This is a genomic window from Bifidobacterium sp. ESL0827 (genome assembly GCF_052606685.1).
Genome location: NZ_CP199597.1, coordinates 180464 through 202989, shown reverse-complemented (window position 1 = coordinate 202989; position 22526 = coordinate 180464). Strand labels below are relative to the sequence as shown.

Sequence of the window (22526 nt, the reverse complement as noted above, 5' to 3'; positions counted from 1 at the left end):
AAAGCAGCCTGAATCACTCAACGAGGTCGGCGATCCCGTTCTCCTGTCTCCAGCACATTTTTCGGGAAGGGCTGGTGGGGCTCCTGCTGGTACCAATATGCCACGCTGGCCAAATCGTCCTGACGCTCGAAGTATCCCTGCTCATCCACACCTATCTGCTGCAAGGTCACCTTGATGTCGCTGGCAAAAATGATGGGGTCGGGGATGTGCCAGCGGTAGAACCCCCGGGTCACCGGGGTGTCGGCATCCCAATACTGGGACTCACGGTTGTCCAGCTGCCTTGAATGGAAGGGAAAGCCCATGTAGGCCCCGCTATAGGTGGTTTCGTGCATTCGGCCATCCGGGTCCTGCCCGGCAAAGCTCCAGGCACCGCCGAAGTAGTCCTCGCTACCTGTGGAGCACCAGGTGGGATAGTCCTTGTCCCCGTCCAGGTAGACCTTCACCTCGCCCTCGCCCCACCAGCGGCTCTCCAGAGCGGTTAGTGCCAGATAGGTGCCCACATAGGAGCCCCGACCATGCACTCCGTCCAGAATGACGTAATCCTGGCCCAATTCGGTGACTCGCTGACGGCGCCACTGGGCATGGAAGGTCATGACATCCTCGGGCAGCCCATCCTTTTCCACATAGTCGATCTGATAGAAGAAAGCCTCGATGGGCTCGTTGTGCCGGTTGCGCAGGACGATCCGGGCCCCGTTGTGGAAGGGCATGGGCCAGTAGCAGTTGAATCCCCGGCGCGGGTAAACGGCCACGGGAACGGATTCCACCCGACAGGCCTGGGCATGGCCACAGCAGAAGAAGTCACCAAGGGGCACGCAAACAGACGGTGTCTGTTCGCCATCCCAGTAGCATTCAAGGATCAGATTGCGCAATACGTTGGGCCCGGTGGGCGAGGTGGCGTCGGTCACAGTCATCCAGATATGACGAATTTCCCCCGCGCCTGACAAGTCAGCAAGAACGACGTCCTGTCCCGAGGGAATGTTTTTGAGACAAGGAGTCCCTTTCCTGGAGGTACCCAGCTTACTGGCCGTCATAGCCGCCCTGCCCTTGCCCCCCTGAGGGTTCTCAGCATTGACACAGCGAGTTCGGTCCGTGGTTGTGCGAGTCAGCGCCTCCAGACCGTTTGTGATATTCGGCATGCTCATACCCATGATTGTGGTTGCCTTTCGTATTCGGGCCTTCTGCTCTTCTCCCCTGCTTTTGTAGCGGATGGCCATGTTCAGTGTACTTGTAGCTCATTAGTTACAGCTCATTAGTTACTTGACAGCGCCCTCCACTATTCCCTCCGAGAGCTATGGCGGAAATACAAAGGAGAAGGCGTCGACAGTCTACCAAGGCACCAGCATCAATGGTTGATTCCACGGCAATCTGGGTGGGAGGTCCCATATACCGCGGAAAACAGCTGAGTGCCATAGCAACACAGAAAGTCAAGGGGGTCGTTCCAGCAGTACTGCACACCACACGCTGCACCCAAATGAACGATTTGTAGAAATGGACAGGGGGAACCGCACCAAAGTAATTGTCCAGTTGTTTGTCGGCAGATAAATCAGGATGAGGGTCATTACAGACTCGCTCGATGATGTGAGGGGAACTGTACGTAGTTCAAAAATGATGGTAGAGGGAATGATGACACGGAACCTCTGCCGTGTGCAGTTCCGGACTAGATTCATCGGTTCGATTTTGCTCAAGATGCCAGTAACCGTGCAGCATTCGACTTGATATCGCAGGCTTACGATGATGACAACATCTCCAGGTAGGATCTGAAGTCCGTAGTAGAGAACCCGGCACCTTCTAAAGGCCACATGGCCGAGCTCCTTCCGGAACAATCCGGTCAAACTCAAGGCCATTCTGGGCCTTTTTCTGGCTTTCATGCCGGCTCCCTGCTCCCTCGCATTCATCGACTACGATTCAAGATGCCAACAAATTTTTGAGGGGCATGCATCATGGGATAGCACTCCTCAGAGTGTACAAGGACAATATCGAATCGTTTCGATTTAGTATAACGTCTTAACTGGGTTTGTGTCAATAAGTACGATATGCTCAACAGGTTCTGTAAGTTCAAGAACGTTCATTTTCTGCTCTTAAGAGAGTTGTAACGGAAATAGGTAGCCGATAGACAGCGACAAGCAGAAGCAAATGTCTGGAGCAGGTGGCCTTATTCCCAGTAACCGCCGACCAATCTCCCGGCTGACAGGTAGACTTGGGGCATTATGGCAGCATTTTCATCTTTGACTGATCGGCTATCCCAGGCCTTCACCCATCTGCGCTCCAAGGGGAAGCTGACCGAGGCCGACATCGACGGCACAATCCGTGAGATCCGCCGCGCCCTGCTGGATGCTGATGTCTCCCTGGACGTGGTGCGCTCCTTTACCGGACGCATTCGTGAACGCGCTCTGGGTGAAGAGGTCTCCAAGGCTCTGAATCCGGCCCAACAGGTGGTTTCTATCGTCTATGACGAACTGACCAGCATCCTGGGCGCGGGAGTGGACCGGCCGCTCAATTTCGCCAAGAACCCGCCCACAGTCATCATGCTGGCCGGTTTGCAGGGTGCAGGCAAGACCACACTGGCCGGCAAGCTGGGCTACTGGCTCAAGGATGCCGGTCACACACCCCTGCTTGTGGCGGCTGACCTGCAGCGGCCCAATGCGGTCACCCAACTCCAGGTGGTCGGCGAGCGCGCCGAAGTACCGGTATACGCACCCGAACCAGGCGTGCAGACCAGCGGATCCGAGCTGGCGGCCCCCGGACAGGTCACGGGCGACCCGGTCAAGGTGGCAGCCGACTCGATCAGGGTAGCCAAGGACAAGCTCTACGACGTGGTCATTATTGATACGGCCGGTCGACTGGGCGTGGATCAGAAGCTGATGGAGCAGGCACGCAATATCCGCGACGCCGTCCATCCCGACGAGATCCTCTTCGTCATCGATGCCATGATCGGCCAGGACGCGGTCGCCACAGCCAAGGCCTTCGATCAAGGTGTTGACTTCACCGGCGTGGTGCTGTCCAAGCTGGACGGCGATGCTCGCGGCGGCGCGGCCCTGTCGGTTGCCTCGGTGACCGGCAAGCCCATCCTTTTCGATTCCAACGGCGAGGGCCTCAAGGACTTCGAGGTCTTCCACCCCGATCGTATGGCCTCCCGCATTCTGGATATGGGCGACATCCTGACCCTGATCGAGCAGGCCCAACGCCAGTTCGATGAGGAGGAGGCCCGCAAGGCCGCTGGGAAGATGTCCGAGGGCAGCTTCGGCCTTGATGACTTTCTGGAGCAGCTCCAGCAGGTCCGCAAGCTGGGTTCCTTCAAGAGCATTCTGGGGATGATCCCAGGTATGGCCCAGCACCGCAAAGAACTGGAGCAGTTCGACGAAAAAGAGGTGGACCGGACTCAAGCCATCATCCAGTCGATGACTCCCCAGGAACGTCGTGACCCGAGCATCATCGACGGCTCACGACGGGCCCGAATCGCCTATGGCGCCGGCACTACGGTCTCGGCCGTCAACGGCCTGCTACAGCGTTTCGAGCAGGCCGCCAAGATGATGAAGCGGATGACCAATGGCAGCCGCACGGTCCCCGGTATGGGTGGTATGGGCGCTGGCGGCGGCAAGAAGGGCAAAAAGGGAAAGAAAAGCCGCAAGGGTTCCCGTTCAGGCAATCCCATGAAGCGAGAGGCCGAAGAGAAGGCATTACGTGAGCGTCTGTCTGGCAAGGGCAAATCCTCCGGCGGCTCCGCCTTCGCCAAGCGCTCCGAAACTCCGCAGATGCCCGAGGGCCTGCCGGACCTGCCTCCCAACCTTGGCGGTGGACTGGGCGGTCTCTTCGGCGGCCGCTAAACGCCTCCCTCCCGCAGGAGACGATGACACGTGAACACCCTTCTCTGGATTCTCCTGGGTCTTATCGCCTTATGGATGGCCCTGCGCTTCCTGCCTGCCGGAGCTGACTGGCACCGACCCCTGGTAGAGCTGATCGCCCTGATTGACTTGCTGGCCGCTCCTCTGCTGGCCATCTTGGTCTGCGCAATTGTGATTCAAGCCTGGCCACAGTCCGCCCTGGCCCTAATCGAGTTGACTCTGGTCACGTTGTGGAGACTTCAATACAGGTTTCACCTGCCCTCTCCTATGAGCTCTGGGCACAGAGATGGGCTACAGTCAAACAATAGACACCGCACTGATACTAGTAATCAATCAGATACGGATGCAGACAGTCCCGAATCACAGCAGTTCAATCAGGACATGCATGACTCAGCGCGGGTCCACACAAAGCCTCACGACCTGGCTCCAGCCACTAGCCACCCAGCTCTTTCTTTGAGAGTCATGACGCTAAACTGCCGCTATGGCAAAGCGGATGCGCCGTCCATCCTGGAGCAGGTTCAAAGCCAGAATGTTGACGTTTTAGCCCTGCAGGAGGTGAACTCAACTCTACTGACTCATCTGCAGAAAGCAGGGATGAGGCGGACCCTGCCGTACCTCGTGGAAGGCCCTCAGACCAAGAATGACAATGGCGGCAGGAACGCGCTCTTCTCTCGGCAGGAGCCCATTTGGTCTCAACCGGCAGTCCTTGATTTGGAAGCTTCAGCTGTCCCTCTTATGCTTTTGCGTACCCGAGCTGGAACAATCCGAGTGGCTTCGGTCCACCCCAGGTCGCCCCAGCGCGGTGCCAAGCAATGGGGCCTGGGCATTGAACGCTTGGCTCAGCTAAGCAGCGAAAATATGGAGGCCCTCCCAGACATGGAATCCCCTGCATTCACCATCATCATGGGTGACTGCAACGCCAACCTGCACCATCCAACCTTTCGTGCCATGCTGGAGTCCGGCAGGTTGCGGGATACCTCGCTGTCTTTGGGCTGCGGCCCGCATCCAACCTTTCCGCATTGCCGAGCACTTCTACCGCCGCTGATTGAAATCGACCATATTCTGGTCAGCCAGGGTATCAGAGTCAAATCAATGAAGACAACTGGAGTTCCAGACTCCGATCACTATGGCTTATTGACCGAACTATGCATATGAACCGATGTTAATGCTCTTTATCACTGAGTATGCTTGGGCGTATCCAGCATACTCAGTTGGAGCGCAGGCCATCTGCTGCTTAACCACTGTAAGAAGGCCTGTGAGCTATACGGTATCAACAAGCATGACTTAGATTCTTACTGGACTACCGAAGATTCCACGGACTGTGCTGAACGGTGGAGACCTGCGACAAACCAAGAAGTTATCGTAGTGGGATGCGTGATAGCCGTACCTACACAAACGGCAAAGGCTCCGTGTTTTAATGCTTCATAAGCCTGGTCGGGTGTATGAATACGCCCCTCTGCTACAACTGGTAGGGAAATAGTCTCCACCAACTCATCGATAAGCGCATAATCCGGTCCGTGGCTCATGACTCTGGCAGGCGTATACCCACTTAAGGTAGTTCCAACCAAATCGACGCCTGCCTCTTGGGACCAGACGGCATCAGCCAAACAACCGCAATCAGCCATAATCAAAGCCGTTGAATGAGCTCGTATTCCTTTCACTGTCTCTTTAAGTGTCAAGCCATCAGGTCGTGGCCTGTCAGTTCCATCCAAAGCTACTATGTCTGCACCGGCTTCGACTACACGTAGAGCATCAGCCAGTGTCGGCGTTATATATACTCCTTCATCGCCAACTTTGACTAAGCCTATGATCGGTACTCCAACTAAGGACCGACCAAGTTGAATGTCTTTGATACCTTGTAGACGTACCGCTGATGCCCCACCTTTGACAACAGCTGCAGCTATTTGCGCCATGGTTCGTGAATCCCGCATAGGCTCACCCGGATAGGACTGGCAGGAAACAATCAAATTTGATTGCAAAGAATTGATAACGGAACAATCCATGACGAATCACCTTCTTTCCAAAACCCCGCCGAACCATTCATTTATCCATAAACAGTCAGCTTCAGATATTGATATCCCTGCTACCTGAAATCTTGTAGAACAGGAAAAGCAGGAAGACTGTTAAAACTGTCAGCATCGTTGATAGCGCAGCAGCGACACCATAGTTTCCACTCAGCACTTCCGAATAAATTGCAATTGACATCGTGCGTGTTTTAGTGGTATACAAAAGCACGGTGGCACTGAGTTCAGTGATAATACTGATCCAGCTGAGTATGGCACCCGAAATGATTCCCGATAGAATCATGGGTACGGTTATTCGTACAAATGTACGAGCTGGCGACGCTCCTAAACTAATGGCTGCTTCCTCCACACTGACACTGGTATTGCGCAAGGTAGCTTCAGCAGAACGTACAGTGTATGGCAATCGTCTGATGACAAAGGCCAGCACGATAATAATAGAAGTACCGGCAATCACGATGGGGCCATGATTGAAAAACGTCAAGAGTGCGATACCCATGACAGAACCTGGCACAATGAAGGGCAACATTAAGATCACGTCTAGCCAACCGGTCAAACCACTTCTGCGGCGTACCATCACATAAGCCGAAAGAACTGCGATGACGACGATGATGCTCACTGCAATCAGTGAAAACAGCATAGTATTTTTGATTGCACTTCCAGCTTCATCTAAGGTCTGTCGATAACTATTAAGGGAAAAGCCTCGAGTAAATACTCGACCACTGGTGTTTTTAAATGATGTGTATGCCACATAGAGCTGCGGAATCATTGTGAAAGCTGTAAACAGATAAACCGCAACATGAGCCATCACTCGTCCAAGTGCCGTTCTAGCTTTTGCAGGAACGATTGGATGCAAGGCATTCATTTCGTAAGACATGCGGTTAGAAACATATCGCTGCGCGAAGAAAACAATGACTGCCAGTGCAACAATGACGATGCTCACTGCGGCAGCAAACCCGGTATCGCCGCCCATTTCACTGATGAACTCGGTATATATCAGGACTGGTACAGTACGATACCCCTGACCAATTAGCATTGGCGTACCAAAATCTGCAAGCGCACGCATAAAAGCCATCAGACCGCCAGCTAGTACCGTGGGCATGATCAGGGGAGCGACTACTTTCAGCACTTTCTGAACGCCCTGATATCCCAGGCTCTCTGCCGCATCGAGCAAGGATGAATCGACATTTTTCATGGCACCCAGAACGTACATGAATACCATGGGAGACAACTGTAAAGTAAGCACCAATACAATGCCTGGGAATCCATATATGCTGGGAACCCTGATGCCCATTCTGCGAAGAAAACCTGTTATCGTGCCATTGTTGCCTAGCAGGAGGATCCAAGAATATGCGCCAATGAACGGGGCTGACATGGAAGACACCAACATCAATGAACGAACGACACTCGTTCCCTTGATGCTGATGGTAGCCACGATATAGGCCAGAGGGGTGGCAATGAGCACTGAAAGCAAAGTCACCGATACGCTTACGGCTAGACTGTTCCAAATAGTTTCCAAATAGAAGCTTTTACCGAAGAAACGAGCAAAATACTTGGTAGTGAAGGAGCCGCTATTCGAATCTTTAAAAGCGCTCAATAACAAACCACCGAGAGGAATAAGCAGAGCGACAGTATAAAAAACGAAGACAGCCAAGGCTACAGTGGTCCAGCCGTCAAGACGAATTCGACGCTTCATACCTGAGTCGCCTCCATTTCCCGCTTGGCTGCATCATTTATCAACACGTTCCGCCCGCTTTCGGTATCGAATATATTGATGTCGTCCATATTGAATGACAGGCCAACTTGCTCTCCCGGGACAAGCTGAGGTGCATTTACTGAATTCTTAGATACTTCAATGTGCTCACCAGAAGTTAGCACCAGTTGATAATGCACGCTTTCACCTAGAAAAGTGCTGCCCACCACCTCGGCAGCAGTTCCATGGTCAGCCTTGACGAACGATATTTCATTCGGACGGGCAGCCATAATGACATGCTGAACCTCCTGATGCAGTAACGCTTGTGATAATTCCGGGCGCAACTCTAGACGGCTCAGGTCGTGGTCGAAGGCCAGGGAAACGGCTCCGGATTCTTTGGTCACGGTAGCTTGGAAAAAGTTGGTCCTACCAATGAATCCTGCAACAAACTTGGTTGCCGGGTGCAGGTATACCTGGCGTGGAGTATCCACCTGCTCGATCACACCCGCGTGCATAACGGCCAAACGATCGGAGACAGCCATAGCCTCCTCCTGGTCGTGGGTAACGTAAACCGTTGTAATACCAACAGCTTGTTGCACGTGCCTGACGACATTGCGCATCTCGACACGCAGTTTTGCATCCAAATTCGACAAGGGCTCGTCCATCAGCAAGAGTCTCGGCTGAATAACAATGGCACGCGCCAGTGCGACCCGCTGTTGTTGCCCTCCGCTGAGGTCCTTGGGATAACGATTTTCCCACTGCCGGATCTGAACGACATCCATGACCCTGTCAGCTTTCTGGCGCATTTCCTCCTTGCTAAGTCCACGATTTTTCAACCCAAAAAGAATATTGCCTCTGACGGTCATGTTGGGGAAAACGGCATAATTCTGAAAAACCATACCGATATTGCGTTTCGCCGGCACAAGATCATTAATGACAGTTCCGTCGAAAGCAATTGTTCCTGATGTGATCTGGTTGAAACCCGCAATCATACGAAGCAGTGTCGTCTTGCCACATCCTGATGGACCGAGAAGAGTAAAGAACTCGCCTTCTTTAACTTGCAGATCTAGGTCAGGGATAACAAGGGTATCGCCATAGGACTTGCGAATGTGAGAAAGCTCAATTGATGTTGCCATAATAGTACTCCATCCCCTACTGCAGGCTGGCGAACAGATCGGTATACTGCCTCACGATGTCATCACGGTGTGCCTCAACATAGGCACCATCCTCCTTGATGGATTTGATACTGCTCATAGGAGCAAGCGCCTTCCCCAACGAAGCATCACTTCGCAAAGGTCGGTTGGTTAACTTGGTGCCAAAACGATCCTGCACATCCTTGCTGATGACAAAATCCACGAATTTTTCTGCCAGTTTGCGATGGGGCGCCTTCTTGACAATACCGACATAAGAATCCAGGAACACCGCCCCTTCTCGAGGGTAGACAATATGAACAGAAGCACCATCTTTCACGTAATTGGCTGCAGGCTCCTCGTAGGTGACTCCAACCGTATACTCGCCATCTGCTACCCCACGTGCCACCGCAGACGAACTGGATGCAACCTTTCCATCAAGGTTTTTTATTAAGCTACCTACATAATCCCACCCCTTGCGAGATGTATAGTTACCGCCCATAGCCTTTAATTGATTAGTCAGTTGGGCAAATGCAGAACTTGACGTGGCCGGATCACCTGCAGCGATCTTCCCTCTCAACTCAGGTCGAAGCAGGTCCTCATAAGACTGTATCTTGTGTGACCCTTCCAACTTATCGTTGACAAGGAGCACACTTCCGTTAGATATATATGCGGTTGCCAAACCAGTGACATTCCTGGAGGCCTTCTGCAAATACTTGTCGTTGGGAGAAACATATTTTTCGAAATACTTATCGAACTGATCGCGTACCGCACCAAGCAGCACGTCCGCGGATGGGCTGTTGGCTTCAGCCTTGACTCTTGTCAGAATCTCTCCTGCTCCGGCCTCCAGTACCTCCACCTTGACGCCGGTTTTCTTTTCAAAAGCCGGAACAATCTCTGCGACAATTTCCTTGCTGTTTGGAGTATAGACCACCAGTTTCCCACCAGCCGATGCGGGATCTGACTTCCCACGGCTCGACGACCCGCATCCACCTGCCAGCATCAGGGCGAATACGGTCATTGCCGTGAGCAACTTCCTTGTTCTCATGACGTTCTCCTTTTTTAGCACTCCCCCCATTGGGACATTACCAATACTGGTATAAGCCAATATTGTTATTATTGGTATATACCAATAAAGTGGTTTTTTCAAATCCAACGGTGCGTCTCCTGAACTTTATATACAAGAATCACATTTGATCTGACTTGTAAAATAAGGACCTTAGATTAGATATATCAAAATAACTTATTACTGTGACTTAACAGGAGAGGCTGAAATTAACCTTTGATTATGCTTATTGCAACGGTATATACCAATAAGATCCTTACTTGAACAGACTCACTCAGCATCTTTCATACCATTTTGGCCGCAATGGTATATTCCTATTAGGAACAAGAGGGATTCGACCGAAAGAAGGGAACGGCTTCACATCTAGGGGGACGCATCATGACCAATGAAGACCTTACATCAGCAGAAGGCCGCGGCAAGGCTCAAGCCCTGCGCGATTACCTCGATTCTCTGATAAAGCACTCGCTTCCTGCACACGCCAAGCTTCCGACAGAAAGATCTTTGGCTGCAAAATATGGCATTAACCGAGCAACGGTTCGCAATGCACTCAACCAATTGGAACTTGAAGGTGCCATATACCGCAAGCAGGGTTCAGGTACGTATGTTGCTGAGCCCAGAATCACCAAATCGATTGAGTTGACATCCTTTAGTAACGACATGGCTGCACGTGGTCTCACGCCTGGTTGCAAAGTACTCATTACAGAAGTTCAGGAAGCCAGTTCTTCCCTGGCTTTTAAACTGTCGCTTTCGCCTGGAGCTCCAGTCATCCATCTTCGGAGACTACGTACCGCAGATAATCAACCCATGTGTATCGAGGACGTCTGGATTCCCCAAACGTTGACCCCAGATCTACTTAAGCAAAATCTTGAGGGATCCCTTTATGAGCTATTGGAATCCAAGTACCATTTGTCTTTGACTGTGGCCCGGCAGATCATAGACGTGAGCACCCTCAGCCGTCGACAATCAGAGCTTCTCGGCACAGCTCCACACTCCCCTACCCTACGAGTGACCAGAATTGTTAAAGACAGTATGGATCGACACATCGAGTATGCTGTCAGTTTGTACCGCGGCGACAGGTATAACTTCGATTTCACTGTCCAAAAGGCTCGCGGAAGCAGGTTTTGAAGAGCTGCGGACTAGACATGCAGATAGATAACTTGTCTCTCGCGCTATCCTCCGGTTGAGGTATACTTTTTTCGTTATTCATGTCCGGAGGAGCCCTCTCATTCCGACGGTCGTGAGGAACACGCCAGGAGCGCCACCATGCCCCACATGGAGACGCCGCCGGGCACACCAAGTACCAAGGAGAGCCGTTTTGGCAACCAGAATTCGTCTGAAGAGAATGGGCAAGAAGTTCTATCCCTTCTACCGCGTGGTCGTGGTCGATTCCCGCAAGAAGCGCGATGGCAAGGTCATTGAGGAGATCGGCACCTACGATCCCAACACCCAACCCTCTTCAATCAAGATCGACTCCGAGCGCGCCCAGTACTGGCTGGGTGTGGGCGCTCAGCCCAGCGACCCTGTCTTCAACCTTCTGAAGATCACCGGCGACTGGCAGAAGTTCAAGGATCTGCCCGGCAAGGAAGGCACCCTTAAGGTGCCGCAGGCCGAGGTCGATGCCCAGGCCCGCATTGAGCAGGCACAGAACGAAGCTCAGAAGCTCAAGGCCGCCAAGTCTGAGGCTGATGCCAAGGCCAAGGCCCAGGCGGAGAAGGAAGCCCCCAAGGCCGATGAGTCGGCGGATGACGCCCAGGCCGAGCAGGCAGCTGAGTAAGGCACATTCACTTAAGGATTGGAAGGACCGGCTATCATGCTTGCACAGGCCGTTGAGCACCTGATCAGGAACATCGTGGACTTTCCCGATGACGTGTCGGTCAAGTCCCACGAGAACTCTCGCGGAGAGTTGTTGCGGGTGCGGGTCAACCCCGAGGACATCGGCCGCGTGATCGGCAGGGGCGGCAGGACCGCCAACGCCATCCGCACCGTGATCCAGGCTCTGGCCGACCACAAGGTGCGCGTCGACATCATGGATGTGCGCCGGTGAGCCCAAGCCGGTCCACCAATCACGACCCACAGGGTCCGGACCCTCAGCAGCGAAGGTTGCTGAGGGTCTGCCGTATCGGCCGCGCCCAGGGACTCAAGGGCGAGGTCAACGTCTATGCCTACACCGACGAGCCTGAGCGGCGCTTCGCCCCCGGCTCCAGGTTGCAGACCAAGGACGGACGGTTTTTCACTGTAGTATCCTCACGCCGCTTCAAACAGCGTTGGATAGTCCTCTTCAAAGGAGTGGAAGACAGGAACGCCTCCGAAGCGCTGAACGGCATCGAACTGTATGTCCAGGCTGATCCAGCCGAGGAGCTGGTTCAGGAGGATGCCTGGTATCCCGAGGATCTGATCGGACTCGAGGTTCGCATGGCCCCGGACAACTCACTAGGCGAACCATCTGGACGAGTGATCGGCCACGTCAGCGACGTACTGGACGGTGTAGCCCAGCAGCAGCTGCAGATCCACATGACCGCCGTAGAAAACGATGAAGAAACGGAGGGGCTGATACCCTTCGTCGAAGCCTTGGTGCCCCAGGTTGACATTGAAAACGGGTATGTGGCCATCGATCCACCTGGAGGGCTTCTGCCTGGCCTGGGCTGAATCCGTCTTTTAACAAAAACCGCAAGTGGGGAGTCAGCATCTTTCTTCAAGCCACTGACTCCCCACTTGCGGGAAATGCGCCTGCATAAGCAGGAAATTTTATCGAGCTACATGTCTTCAACCACCAGATATGTCATATCCAGGGGACCATGCACGCCCACCACGATCACCATCTCGATATCGCCCGTATTGGAGGGACCGGTGATGAAGTTGATGTTGGAGGTCTTGAGCTCGCCTGAGACCAGGGCTGGGTCATAGTAGTCCATGGCCTGCCGGGTTCGGGGCAGAATCTTCGACTTGCGAATGATGCTCAGATAGTGAACCGGCAGGAAGTGGAAGGCGCGACCCTGACCAGGAGTGGTAGCTACTGTGATGGTGCCCGACTCGGCCAGGAGGAAGTCCGCAAAGGCGATGGCCGTTCCGGACTCGTCGGCGGTCTTGATGTTCTCCTCGCGGCTGGCCCCCGGCTTCCAGAAAGTGGCGGGCGGGTTCAGGCCGTCCCTCCACTCCTCCAGCCCAAAGTCTGCGAACAGATCGGAGGTCGGCAGCATCACATGGTCGCTGTCGTCCTTGCGTGAATCGATGAACTCGTCCAATGCAGTGGGCAGTTCGGCCTTGGTGCAGGTGCGGAAGTCCACATGGACAGCCTCGCTGCTCTTCCGTGCGATCTCCAACAGCTCATCCTGGGTATGACCCGACAGGGTTGTCTCCGGCAGATCGTTAACCGGCACCAGAGGGTGGTCCTTGAGCTGGTGACGGGGCCGTCCGCTCTTCTTGGCCAGGTAATCCAGGAATACCTCACGATCGGTCATGCCTGCTGCTCCTTCTTGTGATGAGCGAACCAACTGCGGAAGTTCTCCCCGTGCTTGGGCGGATCCGGCAGATCACGCACCTTGGTCCATCCGCCGAAGACGAAGGGCATCCATTCCACATGCCGATCACTGGCGAAGAGATTCTTGGCCGTCTCCGGCTGCTTCTTGGATATGGGCGTCAGCATGGTGTGATCCACCCCCAAGGCAGTGCGGAAGAGCGAGGAGTGGCCGGTTCCCAGGCCCATGACCCTCATGACCGTGTCATCGATCAGATTGGCCTTGGACTGGTCATCCATCATGATCCTCCTGTGTTCAATCATGAGCTGATGCAGAGGAATCTTGACCGGACAGGTGGCTGTGCATGCCGCACACAGGCTGCAGGCGTAAGGCAGGTCTCCGAAGTCGTCGTAGCCGCCGTCCAGCACCGGCGAGAGCACCGAGCCCACCGGACCGGGGTAGATGGACCCGTAGCCGTGACCGCCGATGTGCCGGTAAATGGGGCAGACGTTCAGGCAGGAAGCGCAGCGGATGCACTGGAGGATGGGTTCGAAGACCGTTCCCAGTGCGTTTGAGCGCCCGTTGTCCAGAATGACCACATAGAAATCGTCCGGTCCGTCCGACTCCTGACCGGTGCGCGGCGCAGTGTAGGTCAGGTAGGAGGTCAGCTTCTGGCCGACAGCGGACCGGGCCAGCATGTTGTCCATGGTCTCGGCCTCTTTCATGGTCGGCACCAGGCGCTCCATGCCCATGACCACCACCTGGGTCTTGGGGATGCACATGGCCAGGTCGGCGTTGCCCTCGTTGGTCACCAGGTTGATCATGCCCGTGTCGGCCACGGCGAAGTTGCAGCCTGTGATGCCCATGTCCGCCTCGAGGAAGTGCTTGCGCAGAACCTTGCGCGAGAACCGAGCCATGTGCTGAGGGTCGTTGTCGCCCTTGTAACCCAGCTTCTTCTCGAAAACCTGACGAACCTGCTCGCGGTTCTTGTGCAGGGCAGGGAAGACCAGATGCGTGGGCTGGTCCCAGTCGTCCTCCTCCAGGATGAACTCGGCCAGGTCGGTCTCAAGCACTTCCAGACCGGGCACAGTCATCAGCGTGGGATCCAGGTTGATCTCGCTGGTCACCATGGACTTGCTCTTGACGACGTGCTTGGCCTTCTTTTCGATGGCGATCTGCTTAATATACTGGGCAGCCTCATCGTCGGTCTGAGCGAAGAAGACATGGCCGCCGCGCTTCTCCACGTTGTCGGCGAACTCCTCCAGGTAGTCAGGCAGGTAGCGGATGACATGCTGACGAATCTGCTCGCCAAGGTCGCGCCACTGTTCCCAGTTGCCCAGTTCCTGACGGGCGGCCTCCCGCTTGACCCACTGCGCATCCTGGGCCTTGGCCACAGCCTGTTGGGCGAATTTGTCCTGTTCGGACTCTTTGACCCTGGTCAGGAAGGGAGCCTTGCTGGTTCGCAGATATTGCGCGGCCTTCTTGCCATTGACCATGCTGCTCATACCAGAGCCCCCTCATCCTTGGCAGCCCTGACGGAATCCACAGCCCCATCGCCAGCAGAGCGGCCTTCCACGTACTTGACGCGACTCATATCCACGTTGTGATTGAGCACCTCAGCCAGGTGCATGATGGTGATCTTCTCGCCACGCCGGTTGAAGCGACCACCGATGTTCATCAGACAGCCCGGATCGCAGGAGATAAGGACGCTGGCCTTGGTGCTGAGCACGTCGTTCACCTTCTCATCCACCATCTGCTTGGAGATCTCAGGCTCCTTCATGGAGAACATGCCGCCGAACCCGCAGCAGTTCTCGATGTGCGGCAGGGGAACCATGGTCAGGCCCTTGACATGGTCCAGCAGGACGAAGGGGCTGGTCCGCTCCCCCAGCAACCGGGTCATGTGGCATGAGCGGTGATAGGTGGCCACAGCATCGAGTTCGGCGCCGGCATCCAGCACACCCAGCACCCGATAGAGGAACTGGGAGAACTCATAGGTCTTGTCAGCCATGGTCTGGGCCTTGGCTGCATAGACCGGGTCAGCCCGCAAATGGAAGGGCAGCTCCTTGAGCATGTTCACGCAGGAGCCTGCCGGACCCACGATATAGTCAGCATCCACGCTCATCAGGGCATCGACCTCGTTGCGCATGACCTGCATGCTCTCCTTGACATACCCGCTATTGAAAGTGGGTTGGGCACAGCAGATCTGCTCCTTGGGAAGATAGGTGTCGCAGCCGAACCGCTCCAACACCTCCACCATGGCCTTCCCCACGTTCGGAAACATGAGGTCCACCACGCAGGTGGAGAATATTACTACTTTCATTACCGCACCTCTCTACAACCTTGCACGCTAGGTCCGAACCATCTCCGGATCGTGGAGAAACCCGACATCACCTGAACCCCTAATCCTTCCAACGCACCGCTGCCTTGCGACCGACCACGCCCATGCGGACATCGATGTGCAATCCTGAAAGGACCCATCATTATCATGGTCTCGACCTAGAATTCGCGCCGTTGGGAATCGCCCACCCTCAGCTTTTGAACGTGTGAGATTTACCACACTTATGCTACCACGGCAGTCTGGGAGTCCTTGGCATGTCAAGGATGAGAGGTGACTTGTCGATTCGCTACAGTGGAGTCAGACCCTGCGCGGCCATCCTCGTGAAAGGGGCAATCGGCGTATGTCCAACCACCTGCAACTCCTCCTGCTCTATGCACCCGCCATCATCTTCGGCCTGCTCTTCCTCTGGGACCTGCACAAGGAGCCACGGCAGTTCCGCAATGCCATCTGGTTGCTGCTCCTGCTGCTAACCCTGGGCGGAGCGCTTCTTCTGCAATTCGGCATGCGTTGGCTGATCCTGCCCCTGGTCATCCTGCTCATCGCCGCTCCCCTGCTGGTGATTTGCTTCCTGCTGGCCAACACGGTCATCGTTATCCGACACGAGGGGGTCTCCCTGACCACCCTGCTGCCCGGCCTGCTTGCACTGGCCGTGGTGGCCTACATGGTTCTTTCACCCCTCTTGGCTGGGTTTGGCGCACCCTCATGGCTGCAGAAGCTGGCCGGGCTGATCGACCTGGAAGCCACCTGGTTCTTCTTCTCCTTCCTGGCTCTGCTGCTCTATTCCAACTTTTACAGGATGCTGCCCCGCAAGCGTCGCTACGACTACATCATCATCCACGGAGCCGGCCTGCGCGGCGAAGAACCTACGCCTCTGCTCAGGGGGCGTCTGGACAAGGCTGTAGACCTCTGGAAGCGACAGGGCCGACGCGGGCGTTTCGTGGTCTCCGGAGGGCAGGGTCCCGACGAGGTCATCAGCGAGGCCAGGGCCATGGCTCAGTATTTACGCAGCTCCTGCGGAGTGCCAGCCGAAGCCATCATCATGGAAGACAGGTCGACCACAACCCTGGAGAACCTGCGCTACTCCAAGCAGATCCTGGATGACCGCTACGAGGTAGGCACCGGGCCTGAGCATTACCGGGTGGCCCTGGTCACCAGCGACTACCACGTCTTCCGGGCCAGCGAATACGCCAGTCAGGTCGGCCTGAATGCCGACGGAATCGGCTCACACACCAAGGGCTACTACTGGCCGACCGCCTTCATCCGGGAGTTCGTGGCCATCACCCGCATGCACTGGTGGCCCTACCTGGTCCTTGCACTAGGTTGGGCCGTCTGGGTCGGCATCTCATTGCTGAATTAAAACCACTGCCTTCTAGAGGGAATCAGAGGTCATACAACCTTAATCTCGCTCTTATCCTGGCTGGCCAGGCTGCGCTCCAGGAACCAGGCCACCAGAAGGATGACCAGGACGATGATAAAGACGAAAACGAAAGCCCAAACAGCTCCGAACTGGAAGGCCTGAGCGCCGGCATGAAGCCCGCTGGCCTTAGGCATGCCCGTGATGATGGCGGCCAGAACGCCGGTCGAGGCGGCGCCTGAATACTGCTGAAGGGTGTTGAAGAGTGCGTTACCGTCAGGCACCAGTTTGGCTGGGATATGCTGCAGTCCAACCGTGAGCAGGTTATTGAAGACACAAGCCTGACCGACCATGTAGCAGGCGTAAAGAAGAATCATCAGCAGGACGGACAAGTGCCGGCTGAGGACCAAGAAACCTAAGGCCGAGAGGAAGAAGGCAGTGCTTCCCACCGCGAGCAGTCCACGCAGGCCATGGCCGTCCAGATAGCCGCCTGTGACGGGCTGGCAGAGCGCAGAGAGCAGGCTCCCCGGCAGCAGAAGCAGGCCGGCAACGGTGGAGGTCTCCCCCAGGACGGACTGGGCCATGTTGGGCAGGATAAATGTCAGGCCAATTTGAACGAACTGGACCAGGAAGTAGAGGATCAAGGCAAGGGTGAAAGTACGGTTCCGGAAGACCGCAATGTTGATCAGCCTGGTGCGCTGGTGCGTAAGGGTCCAGACGCCTGCAACAAGTGCCAGGACCCCAATGAACAAGGACAGCCAAGTGACAGGGCCATGCACATCCAAGGTGCTCAGTCCTATGGTCAGACCGGTTAGAAAGACCCCCAGAAAAAGGAACTGGAGCCAAGCGAAAGCACCGACATGGGCCGTCTCCCTGTCTACTGAGATGAGGGCGATAATCCCGAATACCAGCTCGATGGGCAGCACGATCAGGAAGATGGCCCGCCAGGATAAGGCCTGGATAACGGCTCCGCCAAAGGTCGGGCCCAGGGAGGGTGCCAGGGCCACCGCCATGCCGGCGCTGCCCACGTAACGACCCTGGATGTGAAGAGGAACCTTTTTCATGATCAATGAAAACACCAAAGGAAGAGCGATACCAGTGCTGATGCCCTGCAGGAGGCGCCCCGCCATAAGAACGGGAAAGCTTGGAGCAAGGATGCACATCAGGTCGCTGCCCAGGAATATTCCCACGCTGGCGAGAATCAGTGTGCGGGTCGTGAATGAATGTTCCAGCCAAGCGGCAGCCAGAACCGTCAGGGCCACCACCAACAGATAGCCAGTGGTCAGCCATTGGACTGTGCCCAGCCCTGTTTTGAAGTACTGGGTCATCTCCGGAAAAGTGACGTTGAGCGAGGTCTCCAAAAGGACCCCGCAGAAAGCAAGCCCGGCAGTACCGGTAATCAGCAGTTTTGTTCTCTTATCAACATGGTCGACCATGGACCGTCCGCTCCTAACGCATCAGACTGTTCGCATAGCCATCTCCACGGATCCGTACGGCATGGCATCATCCGATGCCACTCTCATTGCTGTTTACGCAACGGTTATAGCTCTCTGGCTGCGTTGATGACATCTTCCAAGCCGGATTCATACGCGACTTGTAGACCCAGACAGTGTAGCACCAACAGGCGTACCTATCCTGGTGCGCACGCCTTACCCGAACAGGCTTGGGAAAGTTGATAGCATTGAGATTTGCTGTTTGCACTGACGCGGTTTCGAACAACTTACATTCATCATCGACCAGACTAAGCTACCCGTCCGTTGATTTTCCAAACTTCGCCACGCCTGCAATAATTCTGGACGAATCTAGCCCTCGCGGTTCCAATCATACTTTTTCTGTTCCGTCGACAAAGGACCCGTTGAGATTCTTTTCGACTTGACATTACCCGTATGAAAGTTCTTCCCGAATATTTCGCTGACAAATGTGGTCTTCATGGAGATGTTCCTAGTAGCTGCTTTAGCCTATCTCATGATCGTCCAGCTCGCCGCCTTTTCCGTCAGCCTGTCGTCACACCAATCGTTCGCCAGTTCAAAAGGAATGCCAAGGAATCCCTCAATCCCATCTCTGGGCACCGTAGAACGACCGGTATCGTCCAGACCGCCAAACGCACGGCCGATCATTTGAGCAAGACGCACCGGATGCTCCGTCTTGACCTCTACGGGCTCATGCTTTATCCAGTGACGCTGCGCCATGCGAACGTATAGGGATTTGTATTTGTCCCCATCGATCAGGCCCAAATCGAAAGCTCTGCGCACAGCTGCACCAACGGAAATTCCCCACCCGGACTTTACGTACAGGTAGTCCTCGAGCATCATGCTCGGGCTGATGACCGCTCGTGCGTCAGACTCAGGAAGAAGGAATTCACCAGCGAACTCGTTAGCCTCCCTCTCCATCAAGGACACATCCTTGGGACGGCGGTACCGGTGCAGCACCAGATGACCCAGCTCATGAGCAATAGTAAATCTGAGCCGGTCGCCAGGCTTGTTTTCTGGAAAATAGCCTATAAGAGCCTTGCCTGGGTAAGTAACTCCATCACTGACTGAATCAGCCACCTTCGTCGTCAGCGGCGCAATAATCACTCCTTTACGTTCCACGATTCGAATCATGTTGCGCACCGCTCCCGTGGAAGGCAGACCCAGTATCGCACGCGTGTTGGCCGCGATGTCGCGGACTCCCTGTGCCTGCGGGTCCAAGGTAGGCGCAATCTCATCAAGCCAGGAAGCCGTATCATCCGGCACATTTGACATCGAACTCACCCTGGAGACCATGTCCGTCAACATTTCGAACTCCGCGCAGATGCGGTTACTGAGATTCAGTGTGATTCTTTTCTTGCGGCGAAAGGCTAGACGATTCCAGTCAAGACCTGGCTCGCGCAGCATAAAGAAAGACAATGGAAGGCTTGTCGCATAGGCTATCTTTTCAATGCTTGATTCCGTAAGATTCGCAGTCGGATTGCCAACCAGAATGCCAATGTAGGTCGGGGTCATGCCAGAATGCTCGGCAAGCTCTTTTTTGGTCCAACCCCGATACTTCCGGGCAAGCTCAATGCGCGTGGGGTTGAACTCATTCATCCGTTCGTCTCTTCCTTTTCTTCTTGGACAATTGTATTTGAGCGTGGGACCAACAGCTCGTTTTCTTCGTCATCACCGTTAAATGCCATACCGTTGAAACCTTCACCCATCTGAAGAACCATGAGAGCGATGCAGGGAGCGCCCTTAGGAAACCGGCCGGTTCCAGTAGGTTGGTAGGCGGAACAATGAAAAATGCCGTTTGCTTCAGTCCAAACCAAGACAATTTCTGAGTTGCTCAGCGGCTTCTTGCCGGAAAGCTCCTGGTCGAACATGGCTGGTTGCACCCATGCCTCCCTACGCCGTAAGTTCGTTCCGGCTGGAGGAACACTTCCCTCGAATTTGAACTTCTTGAGGAATCGAAGCTTGAGGCCTGAACTGATATTGCGCAGATGAAGACAAGAGGTGGACTTCGTAAGTTTCCAGCCGTCGATTGGCTCATCTGCGATTTCTGCGCGGAGCGTTGCATTGAAGTTGTCTGCATAGAGCTTCGGATACTCGATTCGAGGAGTGCCAAGCGTGTTCATGGCCGAGAGTGAGCGAAGCCTAGCCTGCGGTAACAATGTTGGAAGGGCATCATTGATTGGAATGAGGTTCTGACGGATGAGCTCAAGTTTTTCCAAGGAGTCTCCTTAAAACGCGCGTTTGTGTTTGATATTTGGAGCATTATTTTATTTTACTATCTGAGTTTGAGTTTACTGCCATAAAATTAATCTATCAAGTCAGAATAAATGCAGATTTGCTTTGTCTCTTCACCGTCACGCTGTCACGAATCCTCATGACGACAAATACAAGGCGACGATATAGCCCCACTGAGCCGACCATATTCGAACGGTTGCTGCACAGCAGCCATCAATCTGACAGACTCGTTGGAAATGAAGCTCGCCACGTAATCAACCTTTAGGCGAACTTAAAGATGCGCCAATCCGTGCCCGATCCCGACCCGAACAAGCTTGGGTAGAGTTGGTGACATGCAAATCGATATCGTCTCCGTCTTCCCCGAGTATTTTGACGTAACCGAACTCAGTCTGCTGGGCAAAGCCCAGGAGAAGGGCCTGGTTACTATACGTGCCCACAATCTGCGCGATTGGACCCATGACGTGCATCACTCGGTGGATGACACTCCGGTGGGCGGAGGAGCCGGTATGGTCATGAAACCCGAAGTCTGGGGCCAATGCCTGGACGATCTGCTGGGCTTTCCAGACGGATCGAATCTGCAGCAACCCACCCCAGACCAGACAGCCGACACTACCGATACTGAAGAAGAAAAAGAGGCAGCGAAGAGTTCCGGCGACAAAAGCTACACCATAGCATCCGAGGCAGGTTCATCTGCAGACAGCCACGAGGCCAGCGCGGCCGGACCAGTCCTGATCTTCCCCAACCCATCCGCTCCCCTGTTCACCCAGGCCGATGCAACAGAGCTGTCACGGGCGAAGAGGCTAGTATTCGGCTGCGGCCGCTATGAGGGCTACGACGCACGCATTCCCGACTACTACCGGAATCAGGGGATCAATGTCCGGGAGTACTCCATTGGCGACTACGTGCTCAATGGGGGCGAGGTGGCCGTTTCGGTCATGCTGGAGGCCATCACCCGGCTCCTGCCCGGTTTCATGGGCAATCCTGAATCCATCGTGCAAGAGTCCTACACCGGGGACGAGCCGCTGCTGGAATATCGCCAGTACACACGCCCCACCACCTGGAGGGGTATGGCCGTGCCCAAGATACTGACCAGCGGCGACCACGGAAAGGTGGACAGATTCCGGCGCGACGAAGCCATCAGGAGAACCAGTCGAATCCGTCCCGACCTGATTGCCCGATTGGATTGCTCCACTCTCGATAAGCACGACCGCCATCTCTTGGAAGACCTGGGCTGGGACACAGGGAAAACCCATCCGAGACCTCTGGACCAGCCTTCAAATTGATCAGCCGCCAAATTTGCGGGGATAATCAGCGGGCCTCAGATAGTAGACTGCTGTTTCCCCGTAAGTGCGAGCCTGATCAATGGCCCATCCTTCAGGAGCCGTAGGCGGCGGGGTGCGTGTCGATCGCTCCAGAACGACCATGCCTCTATCGTCCACCATTCCGCGGCCAGCCAGGCCGGTCATAATGCTTTGGCAGTCCTCCGTCGACAGATCATAAGGCGGGTCCATGAAGACCAGGTCGAAGCAAGCCTCGGACAGACCGGCATCCTCATGACCTGAGGAGAGGGGACGGACAAAGCGCTCGGCACGGTTTCTGCTGACGCGAATGTCCATGGCTGAATCCCAAGCCGGGTGATGGCGCAGCCCTGCAGCTGAACGTGACAGCAGCCCAGCGACACGGCCAGAAGACTCCACAGCCACCAGGCTCTGGGCACCACGGGATAGGGCTTCGAATCCCAAGGCCCCCGTACCGGCGAACAGGTCCAGGACCCGAGCACCGGACAACAGGCCTTCGGACTCCAGATGGGAGAAGATGGCTTCCTTGGTCCGATCGGTGGTGGGCCGGGTACCCTTGAGGGCTGCAGGAATGGGGAATCCCTTGAATCGGCCGGCGATGATGTGCATATGGTCTGTTGTCCTT

Annotated in this window: 19 protein-coding genes and 1 pseudogene; 8 read left to right on the top strand and 12 right to left on the bottom strand. The window is 55.1% G+C overall.

The genetic code is table 11. From position 1 onward, the window contains the following. Positions 1 to 17: 17 nt before the first annotated feature. A complete protein-coding gene (locus ACUIAI_RS00775) occupies positions 18 to 1148 on the bottom strand; it encodes a glycoside hydrolase family 172 protein (RefSeq protein ID WP_219997337.1) in 1131 nt (376 codons plus the stop codon). A 1059-nt stretch (positions 1149 to 2207) separates the two neighbouring features. Here ACUIAI_RS00775 and ffh point away from each other — a divergent pair. Continuing rightward, entirely contained in the window at positions 2208 to 3824 is a 1617-nt protein-coding gene (gene ffh, locus ACUIAI_RS00770; RefSeq protein ID WP_445342299.1) for a signal recognition particle protein, read from the top strand. Between the two features lie 480 nt (positions 3825 to 4304). Beyond that, entirely contained in the window at positions 4305 to 4997 is a 693-nt protein-coding gene (locus ACUIAI_RS00765; protein WP_445342298.1) for an endonuclease/exonuclease/phosphatase family protein, read from the top strand. Positions 4998 to 5134: 137 nt separating this feature from the next. Here the strand turns inward: ACUIAI_RS00765 and ACUIAI_RS00760 are convergent, their stop codons facing one another. From ACUIAI_RS00760 to ACUIAI_RS00745, 4 genes are all read right to left on the bottom strand, one after another. Continuing rightward, entirely contained in the window at positions 5135 to 5845 is a 711-nt protein-coding gene (locus ACUIAI_RS00760) for an N-acetylmannosamine-6-phosphate 2-epimerase (RefSeq protein WP_445342297.1), read from the bottom strand. Between the two features lie 61 nt (positions 5846 to 5906). Then, the gene (locus ACUIAI_RS00755) at positions 5907 to 7559 is read right to left on the bottom strand and encodes an ABC transporter permease (protein WP_110412431.1); all 1653 of its coding nucleotides are present in this window, start codon (positions 7557 to 7559) and stop codon (positions 5907 to 5909) included. Continuing rightward, entirely contained in the window at positions 7556 to 8692 is a 1137-nt protein-coding gene (locus tag ACUIAI_RS00750) for an ABC transporter ATP-binding protein (protein WP_445342296.1), read from the bottom strand. The genes ACUIAI_RS00755 and ACUIAI_RS00750 overlap by 4 nt, the downstream gene beginning before the upstream one ends. A 16-nt stretch (positions 8693 to 8708) precedes the next feature. Further along, complete coding sequence (locus tag ACUIAI_RS00745; protein ID WP_445342295.1) at positions 8709 to 9842, bottom strand: extracellular solute-binding protein; 1134 nt, start codon at positions 9840 to 9842, stop codon at positions 8709 to 8711. 288 nt (positions 9843 to 10130) lie between these two features. Between ACUIAI_RS00745 and ACUIAI_RS00740 the strand changes: the two genes are divergently transcribed. From ACUIAI_RS00740 to rimM, 4 genes are all read left to right on the top strand, one after another. Continuing rightward, on the top strand, positions 10131 to 10877 hold the full coding sequence (locus ACUIAI_RS00740; protein WP_445342294.1) for a GntR family transcriptional regulator: 747 nt from the start codon (positions 10131 to 10133) through the stop codon (positions 10875 to 10877). Between the two features lie 190 nt (positions 10878 to 11067). After that, positions 11068 to 11526 (top strand): 30S ribosomal protein S16, encoded by a 459-nt coding sequence (gene rpsP, locus ACUIAI_RS00735; RefSeq protein WP_254477971.1) that lies wholly within the window; start codon positions 11068 to 11070, stop codon positions 11524 to 11526. Positions 11527 to 11562: 36 nt separating this feature from the next. Beyond that, positions 11563 to 11796, top strand: a complete 234-nt coding sequence (locus ACUIAI_RS00730; RefSeq protein WP_015021362.1) for an RNA-binding protein — start codon at positions 11563 to 11565, stop codon at positions 11794 to 11796. Beyond that, positions 11793 to 12398: a ribosome maturation factor RimM gene (gene rimM, locus ACUIAI_RS00725; protein ID WP_445342293.1), complete on the top strand. Its 606-nt coding sequence runs from the start codon at positions 11793 to 11795 to the stop codon at positions 12396 to 12398. The genes ACUIAI_RS00730 and rimM overlap by 4 nt, the downstream gene beginning before the upstream one ends. Positions 12399 to 12505: 107 nt before the next feature. On the opposite strand, the gene ACUIAI_RS00720 is transcribed toward rimM, so the two are convergent. The 3 genes from ACUIAI_RS00720 to ACUIAI_RS00710 are packed head-to-tail and all read right to left on the bottom strand — an operon-like array spanning position 12506 to position 15527. Next, positions 12506 to 13210 carry a LutC/YkgG family protein gene (locus ACUIAI_RS00720; RefSeq protein ID WP_045923943.1) on the bottom strand — a complete coding sequence of 235 codons (705 nt, stop codon included), beginning with the start codon at positions 13208 to 13210 and terminating at the stop codon, positions 12506 to 12508. Further along, entirely contained in the window at positions 13207 to 14712 is a 1506-nt protein-coding gene (locus ACUIAI_RS00715) for a LutB/LldF family L-lactate oxidation iron-sulfur protein (RefSeq protein ID WP_121912588.1), read from the bottom strand. The genes ACUIAI_RS00720 and ACUIAI_RS00715 overlap by 4 nt, the downstream gene beginning before the upstream one ends. Beyond that, complete coding sequence (locus tag ACUIAI_RS00710; protein ID WP_445342292.1) at positions 14709 to 15527, bottom strand: (Fe-S)-binding protein; 819 nt, start codon at positions 15525 to 15527, stop codon at positions 14709 to 14711. The genes ACUIAI_RS00715 and ACUIAI_RS00710 overlap by 4 nt, the downstream gene beginning before the upstream one ends. A 358-nt stretch (positions 15528 to 15885) precedes the next feature. Here ACUIAI_RS00710 and ACUIAI_RS00705 point away from each other — a divergent pair, with 358 nt between their 5' ends. Next, positions 15886 to 16902 (top strand): YdcF family protein, encoded by a 1017-nt coding sequence (locus ACUIAI_RS00705; RefSeq protein WP_445342291.1) that lies wholly within the window; start codon positions 15886 to 15888, stop codon positions 16900 to 16902. Between the two features lie 29 nt (positions 16903 to 16931). Here the strand turns inward: ACUIAI_RS00705 and ACUIAI_RS00700 are convergent, their stop codons facing one another. From ACUIAI_RS00700 to ACUIAI_RS00690, 3 genes are all read right to left on the bottom strand, one after another. After that, the gene (locus ACUIAI_RS00700) at positions 16932 to 18335 is read right to left on the bottom strand and encodes an MFS transporter (protein ID WP_445342290.1); all 1404 of its coding nucleotides are present in this window, start codon (positions 18333 to 18335) and stop codon (positions 16932 to 16934) included. Between the two features lie 522 nt (positions 18336 to 18857). Then, positions 18858 to 19967 carry a helix-turn-helix domain-containing protein gene (locus tag ACUIAI_RS00695; protein ID WP_254477979.1) on the bottom strand — a complete coding sequence of 370 codons (1110 nt, stop codon included), beginning with the start codon at positions 19965 to 19967 and terminating at the stop codon, positions 18858 to 18860. Then, entirely contained in the window at positions 19964 to 20587 is a 624-nt protein-coding gene (locus ACUIAI_RS00690; RefSeq protein ID WP_029677702.1) for a hypothetical protein, read from the bottom strand. The genes ACUIAI_RS00695 and ACUIAI_RS00690 overlap by 4 nt, the downstream gene beginning before the upstream one ends. 348 nt (positions 20588 to 20935) lie before the next feature. Here ACUIAI_RS00690 and trmD point away from each other — a divergent pair, with 348 nt between their 5' ends. After that, positions 20936 to 21886: a tRNA (guanosine(37)-N1)-methyltransferase TrmD gene (trmD, locus tag ACUIAI_RS00685; RefSeq protein WP_445342289.1), complete on the top strand. Its 951-nt coding sequence runs from the start codon at positions 20936 to 20938 to the stop codon at positions 21884 to 21886. On the opposite strand, the pseudogene rsmD reads toward trmD, so the two are convergent. Continuing rightward, a pseudogene (rsmD, locus tag ACUIAI_RS00680) lies at positions 21887 to 22516 on the bottom strand (16S rRNA (guanine(966)-N(2))-methyltransferase RsmD); the annotation flags it as partial. Positions 22517 to 22526 lie beyond the last annotated feature (10 nt).